This window comes from Variovorax sp. H27-G14 (assembly GCF_046156345.1).
In the GTDB taxonomy this organism is placed as follows: Bacteria; Pseudomonadota; Gammaproteobacteria; order Burkholderiales; family Burkholderiaceae_C; genus Variovorax.
In genome coordinates this window covers 362,092-378,336 of sequence record NZ_JAYLVN010000003.1, presented here as the reverse complement: position 1 = coordinate 378,336, position 16,245 = coordinate 362,092, and the positions used below count along the sequence as shown (strand labels likewise).

The 16,245-nt window shown below is 68.2% G+C and carries 16 protein-coding genes; 7 read left to right on the top strand and 9 right to left on the bottom strand.

The window, feature by feature from the left end; genetic code table 11:
- Nucleotides 1–4: 4 nt before the first annotated feature.
- From VLK31_RS10775 to VLK31_RS10760, 4 genes are read right to left on the bottom strand one after another with little or no spacing between them, the layout of a single operon-like run.
- On the bottom strand, nucleotides 5–1,918 hold the full coding sequence (locus tag VLK31_RS10775; RefSeq protein ID WP_409168387.1) for an iron-containing redox enzyme family protein: 1,914 nt from the start codon (nucleotides 1,916–1,918) through the stop codon (nucleotides 5–7).
- A 4-nt stretch (nucleotides 1,919–1,922) separates the two neighbouring features.
- The gene (locus tag VLK31_RS10770; protein WP_409168386.1) at nucleotides 1,923–2,879 is read right to left on the bottom strand and encodes a fatty acid desaturase; all 957 of its coding nucleotides are present in this window, start codon (nucleotides 2,877–2,879) and stop codon (nucleotides 1,923–1,925) included.
- Nucleotides 2,857–3,633 (bottom strand): sterol desaturase family protein, encoded by a 777-nt coding sequence (locus VLK31_RS10765; protein WP_409168385.1) that lies wholly within the window; start codon nucleotides 3,631–3,633, stop codon nucleotides 2,857–2,859. Before VLK31_RS10765 ends, VLK31_RS10770 begins: the two co-directional genes overlap by 23 nt.
- A 9-nt stretch (nucleotides 3,634–3,642) precedes the next feature.
- Nucleotides 3,643–5,217, bottom strand: coding sequence for a phospholipase D family protein (locus VLK31_RS10760; protein ID WP_409168384.1), 1,575 nt, complete (start codon nucleotides 5,215–5,217; stop codon nucleotides 3,643–3,645).
- A gap of 131 nt (nucleotides 5,218–5,348) precedes the next feature.
- Between VLK31_RS10760 and VLK31_RS10755 the strand changes: the two genes are divergently transcribed.
- A complete protein-coding gene (locus tag VLK31_RS10755; RefSeq protein ID WP_409168383.1) occupies nucleotides 5,349–5,903 on the top strand; it encodes a peroxiredoxin in 555 nt (184 codons plus the stop codon).
- A gap of 77 nt (nucleotides 5,904–5,980) precedes the next feature.
- The gene (locus VLK31_RS10750; RefSeq protein ID WP_409168382.1) at nucleotides 5,981–7,414 is read left to right on the top strand and encodes an aldehyde dehydrogenase family protein; all 1,434 of its coding nucleotides are present in this window, start codon (nucleotides 5,981–5,983) and stop codon (nucleotides 7,412–7,414) included.
- A 124-nt stretch (nucleotides 7,415–7,538) separates the two neighbouring features.
- Here the strand turns inward: VLK31_RS10750 and VLK31_RS10745 are convergent, their stop codons facing one another.
- From VLK31_RS10745 to VLK31_RS10735, 3 genes are all read right to left on the bottom strand, one after another.
- Nucleotides 7,539–8,459: a ZIP family metal transporter gene (locus VLK31_RS10745; protein ID WP_409168381.1), complete on the bottom strand. Its 921-nt coding sequence runs from the start codon at nucleotides 8,457–8,459 to the stop codon at nucleotides 7,539–7,541.
- An 11-nt stretch (nucleotides 8,460–8,470) separates the two neighbouring features.
- The gene (locus tag VLK31_RS10740; protein ID WP_409168380.1) at nucleotides 8,471–9,124 is read right to left on the bottom strand and encodes a superoxide dismutase; all 654 of its coding nucleotides are present in this window, start codon (nucleotides 9,122–9,124) and stop codon (nucleotides 8,471–8,473) included.
- Nucleotides 9,125–9,211: 87 nt separating this feature from the next.
- Complete coding sequence (locus VLK31_RS10735; protein WP_409168379.1) at nucleotides 9,212–9,334, bottom strand: hypothetical protein; 123 nt, start codon at nucleotides 9,332–9,334, stop codon at nucleotides 9,212–9,214.
- A gap of 19 nt (nucleotides 9,335–9,353) precedes the next feature.
- Here VLK31_RS10735 and VLK31_RS10730 point away from each other — a divergent pair, with 19 nt between their 5' ends.
- The 5 genes from VLK31_RS10730 to glp all read left to right on the top strand — a co-directional run bounded on the left by VLK31_RS10730 (nucleotide 9,354) and on the right by glp (nucleotide 14,633).
- Nucleotides 9,354–10,019, top strand: a complete 666-nt coding sequence (locus VLK31_RS10730; RefSeq protein WP_409168378.1) for a hypothetical protein — start codon at nucleotides 9,354–9,356, stop codon at nucleotides 10,017–10,019.
- Between the two features lie 86 nt (nucleotides 10,020–10,105).
- Nucleotides 10,106–11,389, top strand: a complete 1,284-nt coding sequence (locus VLK31_RS10725) for a serine hydrolase domain-containing protein (protein WP_409168377.1) — start codon at nucleotides 10,106–10,108, stop codon at nucleotides 11,387–11,389.
- Between the two features lie 58 nt (nucleotides 11,390–11,447).
- On the top strand, nucleotides 11,448–12,599 hold the full coding sequence (moaA, locus tag VLK31_RS10720) for a GTP 3',8-cyclase MoaA (protein WP_409168376.1): 1,152 nt from the start codon (nucleotides 11,448–11,450) through the stop codon (nucleotides 12,597–12,599).
- Nucleotides 12,596–13,255: a molybdenum cofactor guanylyltransferase MobA gene (mobA, locus tag VLK31_RS10715; protein WP_409168375.1), complete on the top strand. Its 660-nt coding sequence runs from the start codon at nucleotides 12,596–12,598 to the stop codon at nucleotides 13,253–13,255. Before moaA ends, mobA begins: the two co-directional genes overlap by 4 nt.
- 4 nt (nucleotides 13,256–13,259) lie before the next feature.
- Nucleotides 13,260–14,633: a gephyrin-like molybdotransferase Glp gene (gene glp / locus VLK31_RS10710; RefSeq protein ID WP_409168374.1), complete on the top strand. Its 1,374-nt coding sequence runs from the start codon at nucleotides 13,260–13,262 to the stop codon at nucleotides 14,631–14,633.
- 45 nt (nucleotides 14,634–14,678) lie between these two features.
- On the opposite strand, the gene VLK31_RS10705 is transcribed toward glp, so the two are convergent.
- Both VLK31_RS10705 and VLK31_RS10700 read right to left on the bottom strand, forming a co-directional pair.
- Nucleotides 14,679–15,170: a GAF domain-containing protein gene (locus tag VLK31_RS10705; protein WP_409168373.1), complete on the bottom strand. Its 492-nt coding sequence runs from the start codon at nucleotides 15,168–15,170 to the stop codon at nucleotides 14,679–14,681.
- 85 nt (nucleotides 15,171–15,255) lie between these two features.
- Entirely contained in the window at nucleotides 15,256–16,245 is a 990-nt protein-coding gene (locus VLK31_RS10700; RefSeq protein ID WP_409168372.1) for an acetamidase/formamidase family protein, read from the bottom strand.

Below are 16,245 nucleotides of genomic sequence, written 5' to 3'. Positions count from 1 at the left end.
GTGCTCAGCTCGCTGTTCTTTCGGTGATGTGCTGAAACTGCATCAGGTACAGCGCGGCCGTGTGGCGCGCCGTGTCGGCAATCTGGCGGGCGGCGCGCGCATTCCCTTCCACGGCCATCACCATCTCGACCGCCGTGAGCCATCGGCTCAGGTGGTGCTCGTCGTTGTGGCCGTGGTATTCGAGGAAGCGAAAGGCGTCGGGCGGCAGCTTCAGGCTGGCCTTGAGCAACGGCAACAGTGCCGGCACGATGCGCTGGCCCGTGCCTTCGATGATGTAGATCGCGCCCAGCAGCCCGATCGGGTCGCGCGTGGCGGCCAGGCCGTGCAGGTAGGCGTTGAGCGCCTCGCCGCCCGGGTTGCGGTGCAGGTCCTCGATTTTCTCGACCGTGCCACCGGCTTTGCGGTAGTCGCTGAACAAAATGTTGAAGTCGTTCTGCTCCTCGCCCGCGTGCACGTCGATCAGCGAGGCCAGCACCTGGTACGGCTCGCTCAGCGAGGCCGCGCCTTCGCGCATCCACAAGCTGCCTTCGCGCACCTGCGGCACCCACTGCGCCATCCAGTTCAGGTAGTCGGGCACGGCAAAGCGGCGCTCGCGAATCTGGCGGACCAGCGGCGTGCGCCACACACGCGAGCGGTAGTCGTGCCAGATGGCGGCCAGCTCGGTGAGCAACGCGCCCAGGCCTTCGGGCGCGGCGGCGGGGTCGTGCGGGGGCGCGATGACCAGGTCGTCGTCGGGCGCCGCCGCAGTGTCCAGGGACCTGGGCGCAACCACCACGGGCGCGGCATCGACCGCTTCCACCTCCAGCAGCATGTAAGCCGCCATGAAGCGCCCCGACTCCGGCACGTAGCAGAAGATCTGCTCGCCGGGCTTCAGCGTCTTGGTGTGCAGAAACTCCGCCAGCATCACCAGGATTGAGGCCGCCCCGGTGTTGCCGCGCCAGGCCAGGTTGCTCCACCAGCGTTCGCGCGGAATCGACAGGTCGGCCTTGGCCATCAGGTCTTCGACCACGGGAATGAATTTTTCCGACGAGTAGTGGCACAGGAAGTGATCGACCCGCTTCGGATCGACCCAGCCGTCGCGCACCAGCCCCGCGTATTCATGAATGCCGATGTCGAACAGGTGCGGCAGCAGCCGAATGTCCTGCCGCAGCGACAACGCGCCCGCCGCTTCCGCCTCGGCCCAGGAGCCGAAGTCGAGGTGCCCGCGCGCGCGGTCTTCGGTCAGGCCCATCTGCATGCAGACCGGGTAGTCGCCCGAAAAAGCGCGCTGGTGCACCCACTTCAGCTTCAGGCGCAGCCCCGGCGCGCCGGCCAGCGCGGGTGCGCCGTCGGACAGCAGCAAGGCGCCCGCGCCATCGGACAGCATCCAGCGCAGGAAGTGCGAGTCGAAGTCGGTTTCGTAGCCACGCGCCGCGAAGCGCGAGCGCTTGAACAGGCGCGACGGCATCTCGCTGGCCACCGCCATCGCCGAGCGATGCGCGCCCAGCTCGATGCCCTGCGCCGCCGTCTGAATGGCCGACACGCCCGCCGCGCAGATGCCGTGCACCGAATGCGTTTCCATCGGCTGCGCGGCCAGCTCGCCCTGGATCATGTTGGCGAAGCCCGGCATCAGCACGTCGCCACCCGACGAGCCACTGGCCAGCAGCGACACGCGCGACAGCTCCGCCCCGCCGCGCTGCAGGCAGTCGCGGATGGCGCCGGCCGCCAGCTGGGCGTTGGTGTGCTGCGTCACGCCTTCCGCGTCGATGGCGTAGTGCCGCGTGAGGATGCCGTTCTCCGCCAGGATGCGCCGCTTGATGCGCTGCGACATGCGGTTGAGCGGCGCGATGTACGCGTCCATGCGGTCGTTGGGAACAGGCTCGCCCGGCATGAAATAGCCGGCGCTTTCGAGGTAGACGCGTTGAAATGAAACGGGCATGGGTTCAGGTGATGGATGAATCGGGAGGCATCAGCGGGCGGCTGCGAAAACGCGGCCACACGGGCCCCAGCACGAACACGCGCACCATGTAAGGCACCAGCCCGCCCTCGTTGAGCACAGGGTCCACCCGCGCACGGTAGCGCGTGCTGTGCAGGTGGGTGAGCTCGGACCAATGGGCATGCGGGTTCTCGTGGTGTGCGGTGTGCAGGCCGATGTTGAACAGCAAGGGGTTCACCAGCCCTTCGAAATTGCGGGCGTAGTTCAGGCGGCTACCCGGGGTATCGCCGCGCGCCTCCTTCTGCGCGGTCGAACGCACGGGTTTGCGGCCATCCGCGTGCGCGTGCTGCAGGTAGTTGGTGGCCAGCAGCCAGTGCAGGCCATGCAACTGCGGCACGATCACCAAGACCAGCGCCTTGCGCCAGTCGAGCGCCAGCAGCACCGTCCAGCTGCCCGCCCACAGAACGTACTGCGCCATGCAGTAGCGCCACGCGCCGCGCTGGTGCCGCCTCAGCCGCGCCAGCCACGCCACGAACACAGGCACCAGCACCCACACGGCCTGGAACGGGTGCAGCAAGTAGCCCTGCAGGTGGTTGGTGTCGCCGCCAAAGCGGTAGGTGCGTGCCACGTCGTCGGGCCCGTGCCGGTGGCGATGGTGGTTGGCCACGTGCGCGGGCCAGAACACGAAGGTCGGGTGGCCCTGCAGCAGCGTGATCCAGAAGTCGGTGAGCCGGTTCATGCGCCGCCCGCGCCACATGCGCAGGTGCACATGGTTGTGGTGGATCACGCCGATGCCCAGCGTGAGGAACAACATCAGCGCATACAGCACCGCGTTGAAGCCATGCACCCACTGCCACGCCGCCAGCGCGGGCAGCGCCGCCAGATAGGCCAGGCTCTGCCAGTCCCGCCAGTGGCGCAGCCTCGGCCAGCGAGGGCGTGCGTCAGGCGGTCGTGGTGGCGCCATGCTTCTTGTGAAAGGCTCTGAAAAGCGGCTCGGCAGCGTCGGCCGCGATGCGGGTGCGAAACAGCCGGTCCATGAACGTGAACTGAAAACCGTAGTTGCCGTTGTGCACGGCGTGGTGCAGGTGGTGCCTGCGGCTGGCCGCGAACCAGTGGCTGTACGACACGCCCGTGAAGAAGTCGTAGTTCGAATGCCCCACGCAGTTGAAGAACAGGCTGAACACCGGCACCGCCGCCAGCGCCCAGAAGCTGAAGTCGTGCACCACCATCGGCAGCAGGATCACGTTGCCCAGCATCAGCGCCTCGATCGGGTGAAAGCTGTACGTGGCCCACGGCGTGGTCACGAACGAGCGGTGGTGCGGCCCATGAAAACGCCGCAGCCAACGCGTGTGCAGCAGCCGGTGGTTGAACCAGAAATGCACGTCGTTCCAGACCGCGAGCACCACGATTTCAAGCGCCACCTGCCACCAGCCCGCCTCACCGTCGAGCCGCGCCCAACCCAGCTGCAGCAAGCCCCACGGAAACACCATGCCCAGCCCGAAGATCAGCACCGACACGCCCGACTGCCCCACTTCGCGCCGCAACTGGCCCGGCTGCAACGGCCGCGGGTCGAGCACGCGCCCGATGCCCAGCGCCGGCAGCACGCGCCGCGTCAGCAGCCAGGTGAGCCCGCCAAAACCGAGATAGATACCGCCAAAAAAAAGTACGCCCCACAGCATGACCTGCGGGGCGGACAACAAGGTGAAAGTCTGCGCCATCCCCCGAGGCTACAACAGCATCTCCGGAACGATGGGTGCAATGAGCATGTTGTAGAAGCGCTGGAAGAAACCCGACTCGGGTTCGGAGGTCAGGATCATCTCCTGCTCGCCGTCGGTGGTGAGCCACTGCAGGGTGCCCGTGCCCTTGGCCAAGCGCAGCCGGTAGGAGTTCTGCAGCTTGCTGATGTTGATGATGCGCAGCATCTCGCGCGCCAGTTGCGGGCTCTCGACCACCAGGCCCATCTCGGTGTTCTGGCTGGCCGAGCGCGGGTCGAGGTTCATCGAGCCGATGAAGATGCGCTTCTGGTCGATGGCGGCGGTCTTGGCATGCAGCCGGCCCAGCGACTTGCCGAACATGCCGAAGCGCTCGCCCTTGCTGGTGCGCTGCGGGCTCAGCTCGTACAGGTCGGCGCCGCTCTCCAGCAGCCGCTGGCGGTAGCGCGCGTAGCCGGTGTGCACCAGCGGCTCGTCGTTGGCGGCCAGCGAGTTGGTCAGCAGCGTGAGCTTGACGTTGCGGCTTCTCAGCTCTTCGAAAGCCGCCATGCCGCGCTCGCCCGGCACCAGGTACGGCGATGTCAGGTCGACCTCGGTCTTGGCGTCGAGCATCAGGGCCCACACCTTCATGGTGACGCTGGTGGCGATGGCCTCGTCGGCCGTCATGGTCGCGGGCTTGGTGGGCGGGTCGGCAATGGCGCGAGCCTCGCCCCACAACAGGCCCATGCGCCCGGCGTCCAGTTCTTCGGCGATGGGGCCGTAGCCCAGGATGTCGGACGGCGGCAGCACGATCTTTGGCGGTGGCGCGGCCATGCCGACCCATTCGTCGAAGTCGGCGGTGTTGGGCTTGCGGCCACGCTCGCCTGTCACGATGTCGGCAATGGGCCAGACCTGCACGCTGTTCCAGTAGGCGTCAAAAATTTGCTCCAGCTGCGGCACCACTTTGCCGACCACCAGCGCGTCCATGTCGATGAAGTTCTGCGCCTCGCTGAGCACGAAATACTCGTCGGCGATGTTGCGCCCGCCCACCACCGCCATCACGCCGTCGGCAATGAAGAGCTTGTTGTGCATGCGGTGGTTGAGCCGCACGATCTCGAACGGCGAGGCCGCGAAGCGCGACAGAAAACCGTTGCGCCCACAGCAGAACGGGTTGAACAGGCGCACTTCCACATTGGGCGTTTCGGACAGCGCCAGCAGCAGTTGCTGGCTCTTGACGGTGTACAGGTCGTCCACCAGCACCCGCACCTTCACGCCGCGTGCCGCGGCCTCGCGCAGCGTGCGCAGCAGCAGGCGGCCCACCGAGTCGTTCTCGAGCTGGTAGTACTGCACCACCAGCGAGCGCTGCGCCCGCTGGGCGAGCTGAATGCGGGCATCGAGCGAATACACGCCCAGCGGCATCAGCCGAAAGCCCGAATGCTCGTCGGGCGGCGTGGAGTCCGCCACGATGCGCGCGAGCCTGGTGCCCGGATCGGCCGAGCCGGAGAACTCGGCGGGCCGCTCCCGGGTGGGCGGCAGCGAGCCGCAGGCGCCCAGGGCCGCGATCAGGACGCCTGCGAGCGCAATGCGCAAAAGTGAAAACCAGGCGTTCATGAGGGTGCGTCCATTGCGATATTTTTCAGTTGTTGTGTTCAGTACGCCATTCGACCGGTGCCGGTTTCAGAAGGCCCTTTGCGCCGATGCGCCGGCCTAGAATTCGCGCCACACTGCTACGGAGTTGCATCATGGCCTGTTCGCCCCTTTCCCGCATCGCCTTGATGACTGTTCTTGCAGCCTTGGCCCACCCCGCCTGGGCCGCCCTGGACATCGGCGACACGGCGCCCAAGTTCACCGCCAACGCCGCATTGGGCGGCAAAACGTTCCGCTATTCGCTGGCCGACGCGCTGGCCAAGGGGCCGGTGGTGGTGTATTTCTTTCCGGCGGCCGACTCCGCCGACTGCTCCATCGAGGCCCACGCCTTCGCCGAGGCCGTCGACAAGTTCGCCGCCCTGGGCGCCACGGTGATCGGCGTGTCGGCGGACGACATCGACACCCTGTCCAAGTTTTCGGTCAAGTCCTGCCAGAGCCGGTTTCCGGTGGCCTCCGACGAAGGCAAGACCGTGATCCAGGGCTTCGACGCGCTGATGCAGACGCGCCCCGACTTCGCCAACCGCCTGTCCTACGTGATTGCGCCGGACGGCAAGGTGGCCTACTACTACCAGAACCTGAATCCGGACAAGCATGTGGAGCGCACGCTGAACGCGGTGCGGGCGCTGCCGAAGGCCACCGCGGCAAGGTAGCGCGGGCCGACCGCTCCACAGGGACAGCGGCCCCGCCCGGCCCCGACTTTTGCGCACTTCACGCAAAATCCTGCCCCATGCAGCTCAACTACATCGCCAACGCCGACGTTCCCTCCTCCTCCGGCCGCACCCTGCCGGTCATCGACCCCTCCGACGGCCAGGTCTTCGACGAGATCCAGCGCAGCAATGCCGCCGACATCGACTCCGCCGTGCGCGCCGCGCGCGACTGTTTCGAAGGCGTGTGGCACAAGGTCAGCGCCGCCGACCGCGGCCGCCTGCTCTACAAGCTGTCGCAAAAGATCGCCGAGCACGTCGACGAGCTCGCGCTCATCGAGCAGCGCGACTGCGGCAAGCCCGTAAAGCAGGCCCGCGCCGACGCGGTGGCGCTGGTGCGCTACTTCGAGTTCTATGCCGGCGCCTGCGACAAGCTGCACGGCGAGACCATTCCCTACCAGGACGGCTACAGCGTGTTCACCTGGCGCGAGCCGCACGGCGTTACCGGCCACGTCATTCCGTGGAACTACCCGATGCAGATCTTCGGGCGCAGCGTGGGCGGCGCCCTGGCGGCGGGCAATGTGTGCGTGGTGAAGCCGGCCGAAGACGCCTGCCTCTCGCTGATTCGCGTGGCGCAACTGGCGGCCGAAGTCGGCTTTCCGGCCGGCGCGCTCAACATCGTGACCGGCTACGGCCACGAGGTGGGCGACGCGCTGGCGCGGCACGAAGGCATCGACCACATCAGCTTCACCGGCAGCCCGACGGTCGGCACGCTGATCCAGCAGGTGGCGGCCGAGCGGCATTGCCCGGTCACGCTGGAGCTGGGCGGCAAGAGCCCGCAGATCGTGTTTGCCGATGCCGACCTGAATGCGGTGATCCCGGTGGTCATCAACGCCATCGTGCAGAACGCCGGGCAGACCTGCTCGGCCGGCTCGCGCGTGCTGATTCAGCGCGACATCTACGAGCCGCTGCTCGAGCGCCTGGGCCATGCCTTCGAGGCCCTGCGCGTGGGCCCCGCCGCAATGGACCTGGACGTGGGCCCGCTGATTCGCCAAACGCAGCAGCAGCGCGTGTGGGACTTTCTGAGCGATGCGCAGCACGCCGGCATTCCGATGGTGGCTCAGGGCGTGGTGGTCGACGAAGCGCCAGAAACCGGCTTCTACCAGGCCCCCACCCTGCTGCGCGACGTGCCCGTGGGCCATCGCCTGGCGCAGGAAGAGGTGTTTGGCCCGGTGCTGGCGGCCATGTCGTTCACCGACGAAGACGAGGCCGTGGCGCTCGCCAACGCCACCCAGTTCGGCCTGGTGGCCGGCGTGTGGACAGCAGACGGTTCGCGCCAGTTCCGCATGGCCAAGCGCGTGAAGAGCGGCCAGGTGTTCATCAACAACTACGGCGCGGGCGGCGGCGTGGAGCTGCCATTCGGCGGTGTGAAGTCTTCGGGCTACGGCCGCGAGAAGGGCTTCGAGGCGCTGTACGGCTTCACCACGCTGAAGACCGTGGCCATCAAGCACGGCTAGAGCCGAGTCAGCAAACCGTTCGGGCTGAGCTTGTCGAAGCCTTGCGCGGCGCTTCGACCCTCGACGGGCTCGGGACAGGCCGAACTCGGCGTGAACGGGTTGGTTTTTCGAACGCCATCGGGTATCACCCCAGCGCTGTATCGAGCAGCATCATCAGCACGAAGCCGATCATCAGCCCGCTGGTGGCAAAGGCTTCGTGCCCCTTGCGGTGCGACTCGGGAATGATCTCGTGGCTGATGACGAACAGCATCGCGCCTGCCGCAAAGCCCAGCCCCCAGGGCAGCAGCATCGCCGAATGCCCGACCGCGGCCGCGCCCAGCACCGCGCCCAGCGGCTCCACCAGGCCCGAGGCCATGCCGATCAGCACCGCGAACACGCGGCTGTAGCCCGCGGCCAGCAGCGCCACCGCGACGACCAGGCCTTCGGGCACGTCCTGGATCGCGATGCCGGTCGCCAGCGCATCCGCGCGCAGCCCGTTGTTGGCCGCGTAGCCCACGCCAATGGCCAGCCCCTCGGGCACGTTGTGCAGCGCAATCGCAAACACGAAGAGCCAGGTGCGGCGCAACTGCTTTGCAGTCTGCCCTTCACGGCCCTTGATGAAATGCTCGTGCGGCAGCACGCGGTCCATCAGCATCAGCACCGCGCCGCCCAGCAGAATGGCCGAGCCGATCACCCCGCCCGCGGCCCAGCTGCCGCCGCCGAACACGCCTGTGTTCTTCGCGGCCTCCAGCCCCGGAATGATGAGCGAGAAGGCACTGGCCGCCAGCATCACGCCGGCGCCGAAGCCGAACAGCGTGTCCTGCAGCCGGTCGGGCAGCTTCTGCGAGAACAGCACCGGCAAAGTGCCCAGCGCGGTGGCCAGCGCCGCCACCGAGCCGCCGAGCAAGGCGTTCCACACCAGCGGGTCGGCGCGCACGAAGCTCCAGAACTGCGACACCCCCACCAGCACGCCGGCCGCGACGATGGCAAAGCCCACGCGTTCGCGCAGCGGGCGTGCCGGCTTGGGCCGTGCGCTTGGCACGGTGCCCTGCAGCGGGTCGTTCATGGGCCTGCCCCTCAACCGCCGTTGGCAGCGGTCGCGGCGGTGGCCGCGGCGTAGCGCCGGGCCACTTCGGCCCAGTTCACCACGTTGTAGAAGGCCGCGATGTACTCGGGGCGGCGGTTCTGGTACTTGAGGTAATAGGCGTGCTCCCACACGTCCAGCCCCAGGATCGGCGTGTTGCCGGAGCCGATGCCCTGCATGAGCGGGCTGTCCTGGTTGCCGCTGCTTTCCACGGCAAGCTTGCCGCCGGCCGCGACCGACAGCCAGGCCCAGCCGCTGCCGAAGCGCGTGAGCGCGGCCTTGGTGAAGGCGTCCTTGAAGGCGTCGAGGCCGCCCAGGTCGGTGTCGATGGCCTGGGCCAGCGCGCCCGTGGGTGCGCCGCCGCCGCCTTGCCCAACCGGCGCCATCACCCGCCAGAACAGGCTGTGGTTGGCATGGCCACCGCCGTTGTTGCGCACCGGGGCGCGCAGGGCCTGGGGCAGTTGCTCCACGCCGGCGATCAGTTGCTCGACGGGCGTGTCCTCGTGCGGCGTGTCTTTCAACGCGGCGTTGAGGTTGTTCACATAGGTCTGGTGGTGCTTGCCGTGGTGGATTTCCATCGTCTGCGCATCGATGTGCGGCTCGAGCGCGTCGAAGGCATAGGGCAAGGCTGGCAAGGTGTACGGCACGGTCTGAAGCTCCTGGTTTGAAAGAGCCCTTTGCGTTGTCGACTGTGGTGCGTACTCAGGCACCCAAATGATAGGAATTCTCATTGGCTACGTCAAGACATCGGCAAGGTCGATGGTGCGAACCGGCCAGCGCAGGTAGCTTTTGGCAACGATCGATACACTGCCAGCGGCACTTTCCAGGGAAACACCAATGATGAAGTTCGCCAGCATCCATCTCCTTGCCGTTCCTTTGGCATTCCTCCTTGGCACCGGCCTGTGCGCCGCCCAGACCGCCACCCCGCCCGCCGGCGACTACATCTACGAACGCGGCAGCGGCCAGCTGCGCGTGAAGGCCGACGGGCACTTCGACATCACGACCATCGGCCCCAACGCCCACACCTGCGAGCTGGACGGCGCCATCGTGCGCGGCAAGGCCAAGATCGACGACACCGCCTGCGTGGTGAGCTTCGCGGTCAACGCCGACAAGGTGCAGGTCAGCACCAACGGCGCCGACCAATGCCGCGACAACTGCGGCGTGCGCGCCAGCTTCGAAGGCACCTACACCCGCCCCGCGCCGGGCTGCACCGACAAGGCCGTGGCCACCACGCGCCAGACCTTCAAGCGCCAGTACGACGCCAAGGACTACGCCGCCGCCCGGAGCACGCTGGCGCCGGTGCTGTCCGGCTGCGACGCCACGCTCGACTGGATCACCAAGGGTTGGCTGCGCAACGACCTTGCGCTCACGCAGTTCAAGCTCGGCGACCGTGCCGGCTGCCTGAAGACCCTGCAGCCGCTGGCCGAAGACGCCGCGCTCACCGACGACGGCGTCAAGGAAAACTACCCGCCAGCCGATGCCGATATCTATTTGCCCGTGGTGCGCGCCAGCCGCACCAACCTGAAGCTCTGCCGCGGGTAGCCAAGTGGCGCACAACGAATCAGATGCAGGCGGCGCCAAGACCGCCGGGCCGGTTTTTCCATTCACAACAAGACGGAGACAAGACCATGAGATTTTTCAAGCGCAACCTGCGCACGGCCGTGCTGGGCCTCGGCCTGGCCCTTCCCCTGCTGGCCGCGGCGCAGTTGCTGCCCACCGCCACGCCCGAGCAGGTCGGCCTGTCGAGCGAGCGCCTGCAGATGCTGACCGACGTGCTCAAGGCCGATGTGGCCGCCGGCAAGATTCCGGGCGCGGTGCTGCTGGTGGCGCGCCAGGGCAAGGTGGCGTGGTTCGAGCCGGTCGGCAAGCTCGATACCGCCACCGGCGCGCCAATGCCGCGCGACGGCATCTTCCGCATCTACTCCATGAGCAAGCCCATCACCACGGTGGCCGCCATGATGCTGGTGGAAGACGGCCGCCTGAAGCTGGACGACCCCGTTGCCGCCTACCTGCCCGAGTTCGCCAGCATGACCGTGGGCGTCGAAAAGCCCGGGCCCGACGGCAAGCCCGTGCTTGAAACAATGCCCGCGCGCCGCCCCATCACCGTGCAGGACCTGATGCGCCACACCTCCGGCCTGACCTACGGCTTCTTCGGCCCCGGCCTGGTGAAGCAGGCCTACAACGCCGCCAACCTGGGCGCGGGCAACCCGACGCTGGCCGAGTTCTCCCAGCGCCTGGCCAAGCTGCCGCTGGCCTACCAGCCCGGCACCACCTGGGAGTACAGCCAGTCGACCGACATCCTCGGTCGCGTGATCGAAGTGGCATCGGGCCAGTCGCTCTACCAGTTCGAAAAAACCCGCCTGCTCGACCCGCTGGGCATGAAGGACACCAGCTACTACGTGCCCGAGCCCGCGCGCCAGCCGCGCATTGCCGAGCCGCTGCCCAGCGACCGCAGCTTTGGCGTGGGGGCCGACTTCAACGACCCGCGCGCCGTGCGCAAGTACGAGTCGGGTGGCGGCGGGCTGGTGTCGACCGCGAACGACTACGCGCGCTTTCTGCAGATGCTGCTGAACGGCGGCTCGCTCGACGGCAAGCGCTACCTGGGGCCGCGCACCCTGGCGCTGATGACCTCCGACCACGCCAACGCGGGCGCCGGCATCGTGCCCGGCCCGCTGTATCTGCCGGGCCCGGGCTACGGCTTCGGCCTGGGCTTTGCGGTGCGCCGCAACGACGGCGAGGCGCCCTACCCCTCGGCCGGCGGTGAATACAACTGGGGCGGCGCCGGCGGCACCTACATGTGGGTCGACCCGAAGAACGAAATGTTCGTGGTGCTCATGCTGCAGTCGCCCAAGCACCGCACCCACTACCGCAGCCTGGCGCGCAACATGGTCTATGCGGCCGTGCTGAAGTAGCCTGCGGGGAGCGGGCCCATGGGCGATGGCGCAAAATCGGCCCCCTCCCCTCGATGCCATGAAGAACAGCAGCAGCACCGTCATTCCGATCTCCGCCGTCGGCCACGCGCAACCCGCCGTGGCGGTGCCGGACGTGGCCGTGCCCGCCACCGGCGAACTCATCGACCGCCTGGGCCGGCCGCTGACCGACCTGCGCATCAGCGTGACCGACCGCTGCAACTTTCGCTGCAGCTACTGCATGCCGAAGGACGTGTTCGACAAGGACTACCAGTACCTGCCGCACAGCGCGCTGCTGAGCTTCGAGGAAATGACGCGGCTGGCCCGTCTGTTCGCGGGCCACGGCGTGCGCAAGATTCGCCTCACCGGCGGCGAGCCGCTGCTGCGCAAGAACATCGAGGGGCTGATCGAACAGCTCGCGCAAATCCGCACGCCCACCGGCGAGCCGCTGGCGCTGACCCTCACCACCAACGGATCGCTGCTCGCGCGCAAGGCCGCCGCGCTCAAGGCCGCGGGCCTGCAGCGCGTGACCGTGAGCCTAGACAGCCTGGACGACGCGGTGTTCCGCCACATGAACGACGTCGACTTTCCGGTGGCCGACGTGCTGGCCGGCATCGACGCGGCGCTGGCCGCGGGCCTGGGGCCCATCAAGGTCAACATGGTGGTCAAGCGCGGCACCAACGAGCAAGAAATCTTGCCGATGGCGCGCTACTTTCGCTCGCACCACGGCGCCCAGGTGGTGCTGCGCTTCATCGAATACATGGACGTGGGCGCCACCAACGGCTGGCGCATGGACGAGGTGCTGCCTTCGGCCGACGTCATCGCCCGCATCCATGCCGAATTTCCGCTGGTGCCGCTCCAGGCCACCACGCCCGGCGAAACCGCCCAGCGGTGGGCCTACGCGGACGGCGGCGGCGAAATAGGCGTCATCAGCAGCGTGACCCAGGCCTTCTGCCACGACTGCAGCCGCGCGCGCCTGTCGACCGAAGGCAAGCTGTACCTGTGCCTGTTCGCCACATCGGGCCACGACCTGCGCCCGCTGCTGCGCGGCAGCGCCAGCGACGGCGATGTTTCCTCGGCGATCGGCCACATCTGGCAAGGCCGGGCCGACCGATATTCCGAGCTGCGCGCGCTGCTGGGGCCCGACGAAGGCAACGGGAATGGCGACGGCAAGGCACCGCGCCGCGTCGAGATGAGCTACATCGGCGGATGACGCGGGCGAGTGCCATGCCCGTGCAGCAGCAGCCCATCGCGCCTGCCGACATCACGGGCTTGCTGCTGGCCGGCGGCCGTGGTGCCCGCATGGGCGGTGTCGACAAGGGGCTGCAGTTGTTCGACGGCGAGCCGCTGGCGCTGCAAGCGGTGCGCCGGCTGGGGCCGCAGGTGGGCACCTTGCTGGTCAACGCCAACCGCAACCTCGAGGCTTATGAAGCCTTCGGCGTGCCGGTGTGGCCCGACACCCTGCCCGACCACCCCGGCCCGCTCGCCGGCTTCCTGGCCGGCCTTGCGCACTGCGCCACCCCCTGGCTGCTGACCGTGCCGTGCGACACGCCGCTGTTCCCGCTGGACCTGGCGGTGCGCCTCGCCGAGGCGGCGGCCCGCGAGAACGCGCAGATCGCCATGGTCAGCGCGCCCGAGACCAGCGCTGAAGGAACCGTCGCGCTGCGCCCCCAACCCGTGTTCTGCCTGCTGCGCGCCGACCTGCGCGACAGCCTGCAGCGCTACACAGCAGCCGGCGGCCGCAAGGTGCACGCCTGGACCGCGCAGCACCGCACGGTGCAAGTGCCCTTCGACCGCCCCGGCGACGCGCCCGACGCGTTCTTCAACGCCAACACGCTGCCCGAACTGCACGCCCTCGAAAACCGATGAGCCCATGAGCCGCATTGCAGACATCGCCTCCCTCCTGCCGGGCTACGACGCCGACGACCTGAGCGTCGAGGCGGTTCACGCCTTTCTTTTGCAGCTGACGGCACCGGCCGTGGTGACCGAGCGCGAAAGCGTCGCGCTGTTCGATGCCCTGGGCCGCGTGCTGGCCGAAGACATCGTCTCGCCCATCAGCGTGCCGCCGCACGACAACTCCGCGATGGACGGCTACGCCTTCGATGGCGCGCTGTTGCCCGTCGACGCGCCCGATAACGCCTGCATCAGCCTGCGCGTGGCGGGCACGGCGCTGGCCGGCGCGGCCTGGCGCGGCGCGCTGGGCGCGGGCGACGCGGTGCGCATCATGACCGGCGCGATGATGCCGGCCGGGCTCGACACGGTGATTCCCCAGGAGTTGTGCCAGCTCGACGGCGACCGTGTGCGCTTTTCAGCGCGCGTGCTGCGCCGCGGCGCCAACCGCCGCCTGGCCGGCGAAGACCTCATGCAGGGCCAGCCCGCGCTGCGCCAGGGCGAGCGCCTGTCGCCCGCCGCGCTGGGCATGGTCGCCAGCCTGGGCCTGCCCGGCGTGACCGCGTTGCGGCGGCTCCGGGTGGCCTATTTTTCGACCGGCGACGAAATTCTGAGCCCGGGCGAGGCACCGCGCGAAGGCGCCGTCTACGACAGCAACCGCTACACCGTGTTCGGCCTGCTGGCCAGCCTGGGCTGCGAGGTGATCGACCTGGGCCTGGTGCGCGACGACCCGGCCACGCTGGCCGCCACGCTGCGGCGCGCCGCGCGCGAGGCCGATGCCATCGTCACCAGCGGCGGCGTGAGCGCCGGCGCGGCCGATCACACGCGCGAGGTGATGCAGCAACTCGGCGACATGGCGTTCTGGCGGGTGGCGATGCGCCCGGGGCGCCCGCTGGCCGTGGGGGTCATTGCGCGGGATGCTCACGATGTGCGGGATGCGCGGGGTGCGTCAGATACGCTAGGTGCGCCGGATGCGAATGAAGGCTCGGCGCCACCCGCCCTGCTGTTCGGCCTGCCGGGCAACCCGGTCGCGGTGATGGTCACCTTCCTAGCCTTCGTGCGGCCAGCCTTGCTGCGCATGATGGGCTGCCACGCCGCCGCCTGCGCGCCGCCGCCCTTGCTGCGGGCGCGCAGCACAAGCGCCATCCGCAAGAAGCCCGGCCGCACCGAGTACCAGCGCGGCCTGGTCAGGTCCGTGGCCGGCGCGCCGCCCGAAGTGACCGTGGCCGGCAACCAGGGCTCGGGCGTGCTGAGCTCGATGGTCGAGGCCAATGGCCTCGTGGTGCTGCACCACGCCCAGGGCAATGTGGCGACGGGCGACGAGGTCGACGTGATGATGTTTGCCGGCGCGGTCTGAGCAACCCCTGGGGTGCTCCCTGGGGCGATTTAACACAGAGGCGGTTCAAGCCTCCGGCGGGTTGTCTCGCGCGCGTTCCTCGAGCTTGGTCACGACCTGCTGCGCCAGAAAGCGCAGTTGCTCCAGGGCTTCCGGGCTGATCGTGCGCGGCTCGGTGTCGATCACGCACACCGTGCCCAGTGCCTCGCCGTTGCTCATCACCAGCGGCGCACCCGCGTAGAAGCGGATGCTCGGGTCGCCGGTGACCAGCGGGTTTTGCTTGAAGCGCTCGTCCGCCAGGGCGTCGGTGACGACCATCACCTGGTCTGGCGTCTGGATCGCATGCGCGCAGAAGGCGTGCGCGCGCGGCGTTTCTGCCGCCTTCAGCCCGATGCGCGACTTGAACCATTGCCGCCGATCGTCGATCAGCGAAATGAGCGCGATGGGCGTGCCGCACATCTGGGCCGCCAATCGGGTGATTTCGTCATAAGCGGCCTCTTCGCTGGTATCGAGGATGGCCACGCGGCGCAGTTCGGCCAGGCGTGAGTGTTCGGTCATGGCCCGGATTATCGGCGGTTGGAGCGCGTCATTTGCTATTGCGCAACACTTGTCAACTGCTTCTGACCGCGATTCAGGGGCCCGGTCAGGGCGCCAGATAGGTCTTCAAAATTCCCGCGCCCACCGTGTACTTAGGGTCGACGAAATTGCCAAGCCGCACTTTCCCGCATTGGCTGAGCATCATGTACGCGTCCCAGCGCTCGTAGCCGTACTCGGCCTCCATCCACAGCACCAGCTCCTTGTAGGCGATGCGGGTGGCGTCCTCCAGCGGGCGGGCGCTGCCGATGGCCATGATCATCTCGGCCGTCTCCAGCCGCGGCCATTCGAGCTTCCAGCCCTTGATGAGGTCCACGCGGATGGTCGTCAGGCTCGGGTACTCCACCGCCGTGCCGCACACCTCGCCGTCGCCCTGGCAGGCGTGCGCGTCGCCGATGAACAGCCGTGCGCCCGGCGTGCGCACCGGCAGGTAGGTGATGCTGCCCGGCCCCATGTCGGGCAGGTCCATGTTGCCGCCGTGCTGGTCGGGCGTGAGGCTGTTGATGGAGTCGATTTCGGGCGAGCAGCTCAGCGTGCCGATGTGCGGCCTGTAGGGCAGCGTGACGCGCTTGCTCCAGTACACGCCCTGCTCGTCCACGTCGATCTTGCGCACCCGCTCTGGCAGCGGGTCGTTCAGCAGCGCGGTGAAGGCGGTGCCGCTGAGGGCGCCGAACTCCGGAATCATGCAGCAGGTGCCGCGCGGGTTGGGGCCGCGTGGCGCCATGGATTCGATGTGCACCGCCAGCGTGTCGCCGGGCTCCGCGCCCTCGACCATGATCGGGCCGTTCTGCGGGTTGACGAAGGGCATGGTGAGCACCTTCGACGGCAGGTCTTGCTCGGTCTTGACCTTGCCGTCGAAGGCGTCGCGCGTTTCCACCACGATGCGGTCGCCGGGCTTCACTGTCATCACGGGCTGGGAGTACGGGCCGATGGTGAAGTGGAAGGTGCCTTGCTTGGCCTCGGTGAGTTCGTGCGTGGCGATGCTGCGTTCGCGGCCGATGCCGCGCGTGCGCATGATGGATTGGTCGAGCCAGCTCAT